Origin of the sequence: Nocardia altamirensis NBRC 108246, assembly GCF_001612685.1 — a bacterium.
Lineage (GTDB): Bacteria > Actinomycetota > Actinomycetes > Mycobacteriales > Mycobacteriaceae > Nocardia > Nocardia altamirensis.
Map to the genome: position 1 here is coordinate 1 of NZ_BDAY01000114.1, position 13,225 is coordinate 13,225.

Consider the following 13,225-nt stretch of genomic DNA (forward strand, 5'->3'; position numbering starts at 1 on the left):
GAGTCCGCCGTTGCCGCCGAGTCCGCCGCTACCCATCACGCCGAGCCCGCCGCTGCCGCCGTTGCCGCCCGCACCACCGGCTCCGCCGCCGAAGCCGATACCGCCGTTGCCGCCGCTGCCCCCTGGACAGTTCGCGGTGCCCGGGCTGCCGTTGCCGCCGCTGCCACCGGCAGGCTGGGAGGCCGTGCCAGGGGCGCCGTTGGCACCGTTGATTGCGGTACAGGCGGCGAACGCGGGTGGCGCCGCGGCGATCATGGCACTGGTAGTCAGGACGAGACCGCCGAATAATGCTGCGATGCGGGTCCGTGTGCTGAGAGTTCTGGTCATGATAATGCTCCTATATTGCTGTGCGCTGCGGCCGACATGATGGAATCGGCTATGGTGGCGCGCTCTATCGATCGTCCGCTTCGGTATGAAGTAAAACGAATGCCCAGCGCGTCGCGGCGCATTCACCGGCTCGTCTATTGATCGACAAGTCAATTACTTCGCCGTCTTGGTCAGCGGAGGTGAAGAGTGGAACTCTGCAGTGGACGTAGTGGTCGCCGTGTTCGGGCTGTCATGTATAATCCGTTGCTGCCGAGGCGGTTACGGACGACCGCATCGGGCGGTCATCATCTCGTGAAAACGTCTCAGCGGCCGGTAATGAAGCACTGACATCTGCGAATATTCATCCATGCTTTGACTCATCTGCCAGCAGTGGTGGCGAATTATGATGTCGCCGAGGCTGGAGCAGCAAATTCAGCCTACGCCTCTTCGGTGTCGATTACTACGGGAGTGCGTGCCGCAATACATGTATTGCCGATTTTCGCATTACATTTTCTGAAATAGGTAGGATATTGCTTCCGGCGTCGGCAATTTTCGGCAGAGACGGCGATGGTCCGAAGCCACTCCTGGCTCGCAGTGGGCGCCCTGCGCCCAGCGGTGACTCCACGTGACCGCCGCTGAACGCTCAGCTTGGCATTCAGGGAAATGAGCACGTTGCCAGGGCTTACGTCTGGGCGGCGAGTGTGCGGCGGGAGCTGATGCGGCCACAGGACTAACCCGCACAAGCGGGGCGTGACTGACCACCGCGGCTGTCGCTGACCGCATCGGTTGAGCTCGCCGAGCCGAGGTTCTGATCACGGCATCTGTCACCGTTTTTCATCGTATGTGTCACCGATCTGCTCGTTTGCGGCGCGGTAGGACGCGGCAAATGCCCTCGATGACCTGCAGCACCTCGCCCGGATGGGGGATGGTGGACGCCGTCCGCTGAGGGCAGTCCTCGACGATACGAAAGCTCGGTTCTTCGGCGGCCAGAGTGCCGCGCAACGCTGTGCGGCTGAAGGTGCTTGCTGGTGTCTGCCGGAAGCAGAGCGCGAAAGGGTTTGTGACATGAGCGCATTGGATGAGCCTCTGCCGGGGAGGCGGTCAACCCCCACTACGGGCACGTGGGCAGCATCAGCGACGTCGCGCGGCGGCTAGGCATGATCGGATACAGCGTCACTACTACTGACCGCCGTCTGGCGCGCCGCCGAATCGACATCTCGGCGCAAACCTCGAGGGCTTCCGGATCGTCGGAGCCGCCCTCGTCACTGTGATCGTCTCGGTGGTGTTCATCGCGGTCACCCGCAAACTGTCGTGGCGGGCTTCACAAACGATGCTGCCTACATAGGTGAATGTCGGTGATTGTCAGCTGATGTGGGCCGATAGGGCTTGGGTTTCGACGTCGAGGTCGCCGCTCTTGGTGAGGGAAGCGCCGTAGGTGATCCGCTGATCACCAGTGCTGTTACGGACGTCGGTGTTGTGCAGGGTCAGGCAGGAGACTGCGCCGAAATTCATCAGCAGATAACGGTTTTCGGTGGTATCGGAGCCGTCGGTGAGGGTGACTGTGAAGATCTGACCGCGGGAGATCCAGTCTCGGGCGGCTGCGGCCACGGCGGGCGATTCGGCGGTGGCGAAGTGCAGGCTGAAGGGAAGGTTGGGGGAGTCCAGATAGGTACCCATGCGGTTCACATCCGTTCGTGTCGATGCTGCTGCGTCGGAGTAGCACTGCGTTTTCTGGTGTAGACCTACACTGTAGACAGTACGCTCTCTGTGGGGACTACTGGAAGATGAAATGCAACGGGCCTGGACCGATTTCGCGACCGAAGGTGATCTCGCCACGATGGGCATCCGGCTGATGTGCGCGCTTTGGGCAGGACCGCTCGGGTTGATCCGCGCGATCACTGTTGCGTGGTAGAGCCCAGGTGTCAGTGCGGGCTAGGCTGCCGGTTTTCGCCAGTTGGATGAGGTGCACTTTGGATGTCATGCGTTGGCCTCCACGCACGGAGTTGGTCGGCGAAGTTTGTGGAGAGATGATCGAGAAAGCCATCGGGTTTGGTGGCCGCGCTGTCGGCGGCTTCACGTACGTGCTGGAGGGTGACTTGTCGGTTGCCCTGCGTGAAGACGCTGTATCCGAGGGTCTCCAGCCGTGGAATGAGCGCTTTGAGTAGCTTGCCGATGCATCCCCGTACGCGCGGATCGTCCTTCTCCGTCTCCCATATGCCGAAAAGCCGCACCGCCACAGCGCGAAACGCGCATTCGTTTGCCGGGCCGCCCAAGGTCATTCGGATCAGGGCGTCGACGATCAGCAGTTTGGTTCGGGCGCTGAACTCTGTATTCCATGTTCCTTCAACCGAACTCGGCCAATGCAGCGACTGACAAGGGTTGAGCCGGGTCGAGTTCCGGCACAGGATCTCCGCGGCAACAAGCTGCACCGTCGGCTTGTCTGTCCCCAGTGCCACATCGATCACCAGGATCGCGGTTTCTGACGACACCTGACTGTCCTCGGGAGTCCACAGGTCCACGCCGAAACTCCCTGCAGTGCTACGCGAAACCTCGGCGGGTCAATGACGACTCCGAGGGCCGACCTATGAAACCGGTGCGCGAGCAATGCGGTGACCAGGTACGCTCGCGAAAACCGGTGGGCCAAAAGGAGAATCGTGCGCGAGTCCGATATCCAACAGTTGCGAGCGGATACACCTGGGTGTGCGCACCGGATCCACCTGAACAATGCGGGCGCGGGGTTGCTGTCGCGCGCGACGTTGGCGGCGATGACTGAGTACCTCCACTTGGAGGCGTCTATCGGTGGCTACGAGGCGGCTGAGGAATCGGCCGAGCAGATCGCAGGTACCTATCGAGCGCTCGCGCGCCTGCTCAACGCCGACAGTTCAGAGATTGCGCTGTTCGATAACTCCACACATGCGTGGAACGCCGCGTTCTACTCGATCCCGCTGCGCGCTGGTGATCGGATTCTCACCGGCCGCAATGAGTACGGCAGCAACGTGCTCGCGTACTTGCAGGCAGCCCAGCGTCAGGGAGCGGAAGTCGTGGTCGTTCCCGACGACGACTCCGGGCAGATCGATACGGCGGCATTAGCCGATTTGATCGACGAGCGCGTCAAACTGATTGGACTGACCTGGGTTCCGACGAGTGGAGGTCTGGTCAATCCCGCAGTTGAGGTCGGTCGAATCGCCAGCGCCGCCGACGTGCTCTACCTACTCGATGCGACACAGGCGGTCGGTCAGTTCTCCGCCGATGTCGTCGAACTCGGTTGCGATTTCCTGACCGGCACCGGACGTAAATACCTGCGTGGCCCCCGTGGCACCGGTTTTCTCTACGCTCGCACTGCGGCGCTGTCGCGCATCGATCCTCATGTTGCCGAAATTCGTTCTGCCACTTGGGATGGCGGCCGCTCCTTCACCTGGGCTGAGGGGGCGCGGCGATTCGAGACTTGGGAGAACAGCTACATGAACGTGGTCGGGCTGGGTGCGGCGGTCGCCCAAGCGCTCGATCTGGGTCTGGAGGTGATCGGGCAACGTACTCAGCAACTCGGTGCCCGTCTGCGTAATGGCCTGCGCGAGTTGGACACCATCAGCGTGCACGACCTCGGCGCGGTGCAGTGTGCCTTGGTTACCGCGACGGTCACCGGCCGCAGCGCCGCCCAAGTCGCCGCTGAGCTTGCCCGACACTCGATCAACGTCAGTACAACCGTCGCAGAACACAACCAATTCGACACCGAACAACGCGGCATCCACCCGGCCGTGCGCTTGTCGCCGCACTACTACAACACTGAGGAAGAGATCGACCGTGCTGTAGCCATCGTCGCCTCGCTCTAGGATCTGCCCCGATCCGAGCTCGACAACTACCGCCCCTCTGCCCGAAGGAACCAGGGTCGCAGGTTCGATTTCCTGGAGCCCACCACATCCTATGGCTGGCAACAGTGTTCATCGAAGCGGTGACAGCATTTTCGGCTGTGCCAGGCTGGCCGAGAAGTTCGCGATGGCGGCCTTGGTCGCCGCGTAGGGGGCCAGGGTCGGCGAGGGCATATCGGAGTTGACCGAAGAGCTGCCGATGATCGACCCGCCTGCGGGCATGTGCGGCAATGCGGCCTTGACCAGGCGAAAGTAGGCGCTGACGTTGACGTGGAGGGTGTAGTCGAATTCCTCGTCGCTGATCTCTTCCAGCGTCTCGTGCGTCATCTGATAGGCCGCATTGCGCTTTGCGGCCGGCCTGGGTCACGAGATCGGCGACCTCCTTGGCGCGTCGTCGTCCTCGTTCAGGTAAGAAATGAGCACGTCGGCGCCTTCGCGGGCGAAGGTCCTTCGTCGACGGTTTCGCCATTTCTTCGGCCGACTACCTCAGGACGGGAGAGGTAAACCCGTCGATCGGGCAGGCCCGAGTGCCGTGTCAGGAGATCACCGCGTCAACGGTCTTCTTCAGTGCCGACGGCTGCGCCGGGGAGGTCGGCGCCTTCTTGCGCAGCTCGATCATCTGTTCTCCGATCTCTTGGAGTTCCTTGCGCCCCAACCGTTCTCGCACCTTGGGGAACCATTCGTCTTCTTCTTCATCGATGTGATGGTCGACGTTCTCGATCAGCACCGTCGCTTTGGCGGTGAACCGTTCGTCGTCGGGACTCATGCCGAGCAGTTTCCATCACCAGCACGTCGGCAACATGGTGTTCTTCGTAGGATTCGAGGATGTCGTCACTCAGGTCGGGCAGCAGTTTGCGGACCTGCGGGTACATGCATTCGTTCTCGAGGTAGGTGTGCACGGTCAGCTTTTCGATGATCTTGTCGACCAGTTTGCCTTTGGTCACATGAGCAGTGGGACCGGCGTTCTTGAAGTCGCGGAAAAGCTTGCGGATGGCCTTGTGGTCGTCGCGTAACAGCACTATTGCGTCGGTAGACATCGGAACTCCTAGCTAGGGCAACGGTTTCGAGCTGGGTTCATGCCCGGCTTTCCCGCGTTTGAACCGGCGAAACCTTCGATACAAACCTTGGTTCACGCGAAGATACGGATTCACCCCGCCGGGTCATCGGCAGGGGCACGGCACGACTGCGCACGATCCGCGCTACCACGCAATGATTTCGGCGCGATCTCACCCTGGTCGATACGCGGTGTTCGCGGTTTCCGGTCCTGATGTCGAAATCGCGGGTTAGCCAGTGCTGCTTGGGGTTTCACCAAAGGTCAGCGCGGCGTGCAATGTTTCGAACAGCCCGAGTGTCGCGTCGAGCCCGGTCACCTCGATGGGGCGCCGTACCTGCGGAGACGCGACCACTCGCAGTCTGTCTTCTGACACCGTCTCCAGCGCGAGAAGCAGCACGCTGAGCCCCGCAGATCCGAAGAACCCCACCTGGGACAGATCCACCACAAGCGACGATGGTTCATAACCGAGTACATTCTCGATCTCTGATTGCAGCTGTGGTGCCGACACTGCGTCGACCTCGCCGGATACGGTGAGCACCGCAGCCGAGTGAACCCAGCTCAGGCGCATTTTCACTGCGCGGGACTCGGCGTTCATCGCGTCACTGCCGCTGTGGTGTCGGGATCATGGGCGACGCTGCGCTGCCCGACGTAGTCGGTGGTGGTCATAGCCTGCCTCTTGGCCGCCGTTGTCGAATGATGGCTGGGCGGCCCAGCTGTCGGGGCCGCCCAGCGCGGGCCGGTCAGGCGTTGATCGCCTGACGCCGATCGCTGTGTTCGATCTGAATCTTGCGGGGCTTGGCCTTCTCCGCGACCGGAATCGCCAGGCGCAGCACACCATCGGTGTAGTCGGCGCGGATGTGGTCGGTATCGAGGCCCTCACCGAGGAACAACTGGCGGCTGAACACGCCACGGGAGCGTTCCGCGGCGATCATCGACCGCCCCGAATCCAGTTCAGGGCGCGCCGCTTTCACGGTCACCACATTGCGTTCGATGTCCAGGTCAAGCGATTTCGGGTCGATTCCCGGCAGGTCGAACTCGACCAGGAACTCGTCGCCCTCACGCCAGGCGTCCATCGGCATCACCGCGGGCCGCGCCGCTGTGCCGAACACCTGCTGCGTGAAACGGTCCAGATCACGGAAAGGATCGGTACGCATCAGCATGGTCGCCACCTCCAACACACTCCATTCTTCATCGTCGGGCCAGATAACCTCTTTCATCTGGCATAGATTTGTTTTAGCACTCCCAATAGATGAATGCAAGTGGCTACAATAGAAAACCTGACCAAGGCCGATAGATGAGGAGAGCGATGCCCGAGGAGCCCCAGCTGGAATCACATCTGCCCAACCCTGATCAGGCGGTGTACGGGATCTCCGTGGCTGCCGATCTGGCGGGGATCGGCGTGCAGACGCTGCGGCTCTACGAACGCCACGGCCTGCTCACCCCGGCTCGAAGCGAGGGCGGCACCCGCCGCTACAGCAGCAACGACATCGCACGCCTACGGCGAATCACCACCTTGGCGGCCGCTGGAGTGAATCTCGCAGGCATCGGCCGCATCCTCGACCTCGAGGACGCCAACGCTGACCTCCATACCGACAACGCTCGCCTGCGCGACGACAACACCACTCTGCGTGAGAACAGTCAAAGCCCCAGCAAGACAATCAGATAACGGATCGCCGATGGAGGTATCGCCCAACTCGCGAGAGGTTTTCCGTCTACGAAGAGGCAATCGGTGATTGGACAGGGAGACCCCGGGTATGCGGCAGAGGAGAGTCGTCGTCGTACCGGAAGGTGAATTACTGTGTCGGAGCATGGAAGTGGACCCCGCGAAGGTGTCGAGGGTGTCGTCGAAGGCGTGAAGGGCAAGGTCAAGGAAGCTGCTGGCGCCGTCACCGGTGATGAGAACCTCAAAGGCGAGGGGCAAGCACAGCAAGATAAGGCCGAGTCCGAGCTCGAGGCGGCAAAGAAGGAAGCTGCCGCGGAGAAGGCGCGGGCGGAGGCCGATGTCAACGAGGCCCGCCAAGCCGGCCATCAACACGGCAAGTAGCTGCGGCTAGAACGGTTGTGGGCCGGGCAGATTCGCCCGGCCCACAACATTGTGCGCGTGTTGCGGTTCAGCTGAGGTGGGCAATGGCCTCGTCGAGGGTGCCCACCCGAGTGGCGAGCGCAGGCAAGATGAGGTTGTCCCAACCGGGACCGCCGACGAACACCATGGCGCCCGCGTCGCCGTAGCTGCGAATATGGGCTGTCAACAACGCGATGACCGATCTGGTCTCGAGCGCGAACGCGACACTGAGCAACGCGGACCGGTCCCCGGGCGACAACGCCGCCCCGCCGGCGGTCGCCGCCGCACTCGCTGGTGTCGCACCGGCCTTGATGAGGTCGAGCATTCGTCCGAGCAGCACCACGTCGGCCTCGGTGTACAGCCGATGCAGGTGTCGGACAGGAGAGGCTCGAAGCTCAACGTGTCGCGACTCGAGATCGGGCGAAGGCTCGTAGCACTCGTCAGCTTGTCAATCGTCGTCGACAACAATGTTGTCGTCCTACGATGCCAACCGGTTTCGGCCCCACATCCGCGGGTAGGCCGCAAGCACCATTGCCGCGAGAGGCGGCGATCCATAGGGAGCGTGGCCATGAACGACCCAGACCAGCAACGGCAGGAAGAGCCGCAGTCCGAGCGCGGGGCGCCGGGATCGCGGGACACCGGATCGAACGAGCCGGGTGGTGGGCCAGCCGAACGCCCTTCCGGGGCCATCGACGACAAGTCGGTCCCTTCGCACGGGAACGCAGGTGACTCCGGTGGTTACGGCACGGCGGCTCCTCGAGCAGGATCTGATTGAGGTTCCTCATTTGCCGTGTGTCGGATTCGGTTGCGCGGCATGATGTCCGGCCGTGAGCGACGAGCTGCCGCGTCGGCTGGCGCCGGACGAGTTGTGTGCGCTGGTCGAGCCGTTGCTGCCCGAGTTCAGTAGTCTGTCGGGTCGTCGCGTAGTGGCAGGAAAGGCGTCTTGTCGGGGGAGTGGCCTTGCTCGATCCCGCGCCCGCGCAGCAGTTCGGCATCGAATGCCGCACCGAGCAGCACCGCTAAGTTGGTGAGCCACAACCAGATCAGGAAGACCACTGCGCCGCCGAGGGATCCGTAGACCTTGTTGAAGGAGCCGAAGTTGGCGGCGTAGAAGGCGAATCCGGCTGAGGCCGCGATCCAGAGGAGGACCGCGAGCGCGCTACCTGGTGTCAGCCAACGGAATCCGGGTTGTTCGGCATTGGGTGCCACCCAGTACAGCAGTGCGATCACCAGTCCGATCACCAGTGCGAGGACCGGCCATTTCAAGACTTCCCATGCGATGATTCCGGCCTCGCCGATGCCGAGCCATTGTCCGAGATGGTCGGCGAGGCTACCTGTGGTTACGATCCCGAATGCGCACAGTGTCACCAAAAGTACTATCCCCAAGGTCAACCCGATCCGCAGGGGGATCGTCTTCCACATCGGGCGGCCTTCGCCGACCTCGTAGATCGAGTTCGCGGCGCGGATGAACGCTCCTACGTATCCTGACGCCGTCCACAACGCCACCAGAAGTCCGAGAATTGCCACGGGACCTGCTATCGAGCGGCTGGCTTGCAGCTCTTTGATCGAGTCCACCACCACGCCGGTCTCACTTCCGAATCCGACGTCTTGGATGGCGGCGATCAACGACTGGGTCGCGGCGGGGCTCAGCAACCCGAGCATCGCGGTCAGCACAATGATGCCGGGAAAGAGCGAAAGCACACCGTAATAGGTAAGCGCCGCAGCCCAATCGGTAAGTTTGTCGTTCCAGAACTGCAGCACCGTGCGCCACAACGCGTCCCGCCAGGTTCGCCACCGCAGATCCAGCGGTCCGGTCGACTTCGCTTCTGCCACAACGTCTTGAATCGGCATCGCGCAACCTCTCCTTCTGCGGCCGAATACCCGGGCTCGACCAGCGCAAACGCGGGTTGGGGCAGTCGAAACAGCGAGATTCTCGACCGTTCGGTGGAAGTCGGGCGCTGCAGTACGAACTCAACCCTCGCCCCGCCAAAGTCGGCGCACCAGACTCGCTGCGCATCAAGTCCTGAGAGACATTGCGCCAGTGTCACGTTGGCCGGTGCCCTCCAGCTGGATGCACAATCAGTGGAACAGGCGTGGCATATAACGCAGCATCAGGGCCGACCAGGTCATGTGGGTTAGTAGGGGTGCTCGGATGCCGCCGGTGGCTCGGCGTTGCAGACCGAACAGGGCACCCATGAATATCGAGGCCAGCACCAGTGCGGGGTTGCGTGTTGCGGCGGTGACGCAGGCGTAGATACCGGTCGAGACGACGACGGGTTTACTACCTGCGACCGAGTAGACCGCGCCACGGAAGAAGATCTCCTCAGCGGCACCGTTGGCCAGGGTGATCAGCAGTACCCGCGGGGTCGGTCCTTGTTCGGCGTACCGGAGGACGCTGGCGATTTCCTTGCGCAGGAAGGGGATTCGGCGGGCGATGAGGGCGCATCCGTAGAAGACGGCGAATGCTCCAGCGCCGATCAGGATAGGCGAGGTAATGGGCCGTTCCGGTTGGTCGTCGCCGATGTCGGGGAGAAGACCGCCGAGCGCCCAGGAGGCGGCGGTGGTGAGGGTGAGACCGTAGAACTCGGGCGAATCCGGTTCGGCGGCAAACGAGGCGCCCAGCAGTCCGGTACCGGCGACCGCGGCGGCGGCGACCCGGAGTCGCCGTGCGGCAAGGCCGAGTTCACGAGTCATGTGGTTCGCCCGGCTTTGGCGCGTTCGCCGAGTGCCCGCAGCACCGCGTCGTCGTAGCCCAGCGGCTCGAAGGGCACCAGACCTCGAATGCTGTTGTCCCGCACCACCACTTCGTTGCTCATCGAATCGACGAGCGCGCGCCCTGTGGTGGTGTCCACGTCGGTGACCAGCGATAGCCACAGCGAGGACAGTCGTGGCGAGAGCAGCGGGACAGGCACCACCAGCAAGGGGCGGCCCTCGATCCGGGCGACCCGGCGCAGCATGTCGATGTATTCGAGCACGTCCGGGCCGCCGATGTCGAAAGTGCCGCCGATGGTTTCGGGTTTATCCAGTACCCCGACCAGGTAGCGGACCACGTCGTCGACCGCGATCGGCTGAGTCCGGGTGCGGACCCAGCGTGGCGTGATCATCGCGGGCAGATGCTCCACGAGTTGGCGGGTGATCTCCCAGGAGATACCACCGTGGCCGACGATGATTCCCGCACGCAGCGTGGTGACCGGCACGCCCGCCGCGGCAAGCAGCCCCTCGACCTCGCGTCGGCTGCGCAGATGCGCGGACAGGTCGTCGGTGTCCTCGCCGAGCCCGCCCAGATAGATGATCCGGCGCACGCCCGCATCGGCGGCGGCACGGCCGAAGTTGCGGGCTGCTTCGGCGTCCCGGCGCTCGAAATCTGTTTCCGCCAATGAGTGGACGAGGTAGTACGCGGCGGTGCAGTCGGCGAGGGCGGAACGCAGCGAGCCGATCTCGGCAACGTCGCCGGCAACGGGGTCACCACTGCCTCGATACGACTCCGGATGCCTGGTCATGGCACGAACGGCATGGCCAGCGGCGGCCAGTTCCTGGCACAATCGCCTGCCGACGAAGCCGGTCGAGCCCGCTACGAGCACTGTCATTGGCGCATCCTGTCCGTAGCGGGTGGAGTGAAGCCCCGGAGCTGTCAGGCCGTGCTTCGCCAGGCTACTCAGACCAGTCGTCGCCGTGCCACCCAGTGTGCGTCCTCGGCCGTCCCGGCTGATCAACCACATTCGGTAGGCCGGTGGGTGCGGTGGGCACGGCTTCGAAAGCGACTGTGGCTGTGGCGAGTTCGCGGGACGTACGGACGGTCATGGTGCCTCCGCCTGCGACGGCGACGGTATCGGAGCTGAATCCGGTTACTGCGAACCTGTGGGATCTGCCAAATGCGCTCGCAGCGCGGCGATCACGGAGGACAGCACGCGGTGAGTGGCGCGCAGGTCGGCATCGGGGAACTCCACCATGGCGGCACGGGTCCGCGTGCCCACTGGGATGAAGAACTCATGCGCTGCCGTCGACCCGCGTTCGTCGTGGTACAGGATGACCCGTCGACGGTCGTTGGTATCGATGACTCGGCGTAGATGGCCGGATTCGATCATGCGTTCTACCAGGTAGGTCACCGCGGCGGAGGTCATGCCCATGAGCTTGCCCAGCTGGCCGGGGGTGATCGGCGAGCCGGCGAACTCGGCGGTCGCGATGTGCAGGAGTGCCCGGAAATCATTGGGGCGCAGGTCGTTCGATCGTGCGAACAGGTGCCCGAGCTGATCGGAGACGGCGGTGAGAGCGCGGATGTCGGTCGCTATCTCGGTTTCGAGTGCCGTGCGTTCGTTCGAGGTCACCCCGGTTGGGGCCGGCGGTACATCCTGTTCCGTCATGAGCGTCAGCCTAACGCTCGCGATCACCTTGGTTGCTTAATAGTTAAGAATCTGAAATGTGTGTGGAATGAGTGTTTGGGATCGCTACGCCTCGTCGATAACCTCACTCCAGGAATTCAACGCTACCTGTCGAGTGCATCGTTTCTGCATCATATCTGGGATAGGCTGGGTATTCGTTATCACGCAACAACGGCGCGAGGATGAATGCACGGCAGCAAGCAGAGCACCGCCGCCCCGCGCAATACGCAGGGGGCCGGTCGTCGCGGCTCGCCCCACGATCGACAACGGGATGTCATCGCGGGGTGGCCGATCGGTGCGTTCCTGGTGCACTGGTGACGAGCTCGCGGCAGCAGCCGGAGTCCGGCGGTGAATTCACCGTCGGTGTCGTGGCGCGAACGCTCGGTATTCCGGTGGCGACGTTGCGGAGTTGGAATCAGCGTTACGGGCTTCCGCCTGGCTGGCACCGGCCAGGCAAGCACCGCCTCTACACCCGGACCGACGTCGCGATTGTCGGTCAGATGGTGGCATTGGTGCGGGCCGGTATGAGCCCGGCCAGCGCCGCGCGGGTGGCCGGCGCAGTGCCCGTACTCGGCGATGTCGCTCCCGTGCTCGACGCGGCGCAACAGCTCGACTCGGCGGCGTTGCTGGCCGTGCTGACCGCCCACATGATCCATCACGGGGTGATTGATACCTGGAATCGACTGTGTCGCCCTGCTTTTGCCGAGATCGTCGGCCGTCAAGAGCGCGGCGGCGGGTTCATCGACGTCGAACATCACCTGTCCTGGGCGGTTGCGACAAGCCTGCACCGGGTGATTCCGCCACCGCAGTACGGTGCCGGGCAGGTGCCGGTCCTGCTGGCGTGTACGACGCGGGAGAATCACGCGCTGCCACTCGAGGTGCTGCGCGCAGCGCTCGCCGAACGGGGGATCCTCGCTGTGTTTCTCGGCCAGTCGATGCCGGAATCGGCTCTCGCCGACGCAGTCTCGCGTCCTGGTCGGGCACCGGTGGTTGTGCTGTGGTCGCAATCGAACGCCACCGCGGACCTGGGATCGGTCGGCGTCGCGCAGGCCGGTGCCTCCGGCGTGGTCGCGGCTGGGCCCGGATGGTACGGCGGTGATCTGCCTACGGGAATACAGCATGTGAACTCGTTGGAGGACGCTGTCGAGCGGGTGGCTCGGCTCGCTTGTCCTGTCTGATCGGCGGGTCGAACGGTCGCACGGTTCGATGTCGCCCTTGCCCCGCGAGGTTGTCAGATAGTTAAATTTCTGAAATAGTTGTCAGCAATGTGTGCATCACTTATGCATCGTTTTGGCGTACGATGGTTCTGTGACCGCACTCGAAAGGAGTCGATGTGGGTCCATCGTGCGGAGGCGTTCCCCATCTGGCCGGACCTACTCGCTCGCCGTTCTCGATCCGCGGCGGGTCGCGGGAGTGCTCGATGCGGCACGGAAGTGCGGTACCGGTCGGTGCCGGCGTGGTGCGGCCGCACAGCGTCGTGTGGCCGCACGATGTGGCGATCCGCGGCCGTGCGCGGACACATCGACATCGTCGTCGGATGACAGATCAGCGAAGGAAT

13 protein-coding genes and 3 pseudogenes are annotated in these 13,225 nt (G+C 63.3%); 4 read left to right on the forward strand and 12 right to left on the reverse strand.

Annotated elements, in window-relative coordinates; all coding sequences use genetic code 11:
- From NA11_RS46205 to NA11_RS40540, 3 genes and pseudogenes are all read right to left on the reverse strand, one after another.
- A pseudogene (locus NA11_RS46205) lies at positions 1–327 on the reverse strand (hypothetical protein); the annotation flags it as partial.
- 1,341 nt (positions 328–1,668) lie between these two features.
- Entirely contained in the window at positions 1,669–1,983 is a 315-nt protein-coding gene (locus NA11_RS40535) for a hypothetical protein (protein ID WP_069167422.1), read from the reverse strand.
- A gap of 245 nt (positions 1,984–2,228) precedes the next feature.
- The gene (locus NA11_RS40540) at positions 2,229–2,825 is read right to left on the reverse strand and encodes a hypothetical protein (RefSeq protein WP_069167423.1); all 597 of its coding nucleotides are present in this window, start codon (positions 2,823–2,825) and stop codon (positions 2,229–2,231) included.
- A 135-nt stretch (positions 2,826–2,960) separates the two neighbouring features.
- Between NA11_RS40540 and NA11_RS45335 the strand changes: the two genes are divergently transcribed.
- Positions 2,961–4,136 (forward strand): aminotransferase class V-fold PLP-dependent enzyme, encoded by a 1,176-nt coding sequence (locus NA11_RS45335; RefSeq protein WP_069167424.1) that lies wholly within the window; start codon positions 2,961–2,963, stop codon positions 4,134–4,136.
- Between the two features lie 135 nt (positions 4,137–4,271).
- Here the strand turns inward: NA11_RS45335 and NA11_RS45340 are convergent.
- The 4 genes and pseudogenes from NA11_RS45340 to NA11_RS40565 all read right to left on the reverse strand — a co-directional run.
- Positions 4,272–4,616 (reverse strand): annotated as a pseudogene (locus NA11_RS45340) (SDR family oxidoreductase); the annotation flags it as partial.
- 91 nt (positions 4,617–4,707) lie between these two features.
- A pseudogene (locus NA11_RS40555) lies at positions 4,708–5,209 on the reverse strand (hemerythrin domain-containing protein).
- Positions 5,210–5,455: 246 nt separating this feature from the next.
- Positions 5,456–5,821 carry an STAS domain-containing protein gene (locus NA11_RS40560; RefSeq protein WP_069167426.1) on the reverse strand — a complete coding sequence of 122 codons (366 nt, stop codon included), beginning with the start codon at positions 5,819–5,821 and terminating at the stop codon, positions 5,456–5,458.
- A 145-nt stretch (positions 5,822–5,966) separates the two neighbouring features.
- The gene (locus tag NA11_RS40565) at positions 5,967–6,386 is read right to left on the reverse strand and encodes an Hsp20/alpha crystallin family protein (RefSeq protein WP_141718135.1); all 420 of its coding nucleotides are present in this window, start codon (positions 6,384–6,386) and stop codon (positions 5,967–5,969) included.
- Positions 6,387–6,532: 146 nt separating this feature from the next.
- Between NA11_RS40565 and NA11_RS40570 the strand changes: the two genes are divergently transcribed.
- Together NA11_RS40570 and mbp1 are read left to right on the forward strand one after the other, a co-directional pair.
- On the forward strand, positions 6,533–6,892 hold the full coding sequence (locus NA11_RS40570; protein WP_069167427.1) for a MerR family transcriptional regulator: 360 nt from the start codon (positions 6,533–6,535) through the stop codon (positions 6,890–6,892).
- A 132-nt stretch (positions 6,893–7,024) separates the two neighbouring features.
- Positions 7,025–7,270 carry a microaggregate-binding protein 1 gene (mbp1, locus tag NA11_RS40575; RefSeq protein WP_069167428.1) on the forward strand — a complete coding sequence of 82 codons (246 nt, stop codon included), beginning with the start codon at positions 7,025–7,027 and terminating at the stop codon, positions 7,268–7,270.
- 67 nt (positions 7,271–7,337) lie between these two features.
- Here the strand turns inward: mbp1 and NA11_RS40580 are convergent, their stop codons facing one another.
- The 5 genes from NA11_RS40580 to NA11_RS40600 form a co-directional block, all read right to left on the reverse strand.
- The gene (locus NA11_RS40580) at positions 7,338–7,631 is read right to left on the reverse strand and encodes a hypothetical protein (RefSeq protein ID WP_069167429.1); all 294 of its coding nucleotides are present in this window, start codon (positions 7,629–7,631) and stop codon (positions 7,338–7,340) included.
- Positions 7,632–8,188: 557 nt separating this feature from the next.
- Positions 8,189–9,139 (reverse strand): YihY/virulence factor BrkB family protein, encoded by a 951-nt coding sequence (locus NA11_RS40585; protein ID WP_069167430.1) that lies wholly within the window; start codon positions 9,137–9,139, stop codon positions 8,189–8,191.
- 228 nt (positions 9,140–9,367) lie between these two features.
- Entirely contained in the window at positions 9,368–9,982 is a 615-nt protein-coding gene (locus NA11_RS40590; RefSeq protein WP_069167431.1) for a CPBP family intramembrane glutamic endopeptidase, read from the reverse strand.
- Positions 9,979–10,875 (reverse strand): NAD(P)H-binding protein, encoded by an 897-nt coding sequence (locus NA11_RS40595; protein ID WP_069167432.1) that lies wholly within the window; start codon positions 10,873–10,875, stop codon positions 9,979–9,981. The genes NA11_RS40590 and NA11_RS40595 overlap by 4 nt, the downstream gene beginning before the upstream one ends.
- Before the next feature lie 258 nt (positions 10,876–11,133).
- A complete protein-coding gene (locus NA11_RS40600) occupies positions 11,134–11,649 on the reverse strand; it encodes a MarR family winged helix-turn-helix transcriptional regulator (RefSeq protein WP_069167433.1) in 516 nt (171 codons plus the stop codon).
- Positions 11,650–11,981: 332 nt separating this feature from the next.
- Between NA11_RS40600 and NA11_RS40605 the strand changes: the two genes are divergently transcribed.
- Entirely contained in the window at positions 11,982–12,845 is an 864-nt protein-coding gene (locus NA11_RS40605) for a MerR family transcriptional regulator (protein ID WP_069167434.1), read from the forward strand.
- The last annotated feature ends 380 nt before the right edge of the window (positions 12,846–13,225 follow it).